The following is a 268-nucleotide window of genomic DNA, read 5'->3' on the forward strand; positions in this document are numbered from 1 at the left end:
GGTCCTTGGTCGCGTAGTCGTCCACGCAGCTGAACTCGCTGGGATTGAGCAGCAGGCACGACTGCGAGACGAAGTCCTTGTCGAACAGGTTGTTGACCCGCGCGTTGACCGTCAGCCAGGGCGTGCCCTTCCAGCTGCCCCCCAGGTGGAAGATCGTGTAGTCCTCGTAGTAGCGGACATGGCGGGCGCCGGTGCTGTCGATCAGCGTGTCGCGATAGCGGTCGTAGCGGCCCTCGCCGATCAGCGACAGGCTGATCGCATCGTTGAT

Annotated in this window: 1 protein-coding gene; it reads right to left on the reverse strand. The window is 63.4% G+C overall.

The window, feature by feature from the left end; all coding sequences use genetic code 11:
- Positions 1 to 268, reverse strand: a 268-nt coding sequence (locus ACRHNM_RS16890; RefSeq protein WP_431137778.1) for a hypothetical protein, incomplete at both ends; no start/stop codon positions are given.

Source organism: Psychroserpens mesophilus (assembly GCF_050617655.1).
GTDB classification, from domain to species: Bacteria; Bacteroidota; Bacteroidia; order Flavobacteriales; family Flavobacteriaceae; genus Psychroserpens; species Psychroserpens mesophilus_A.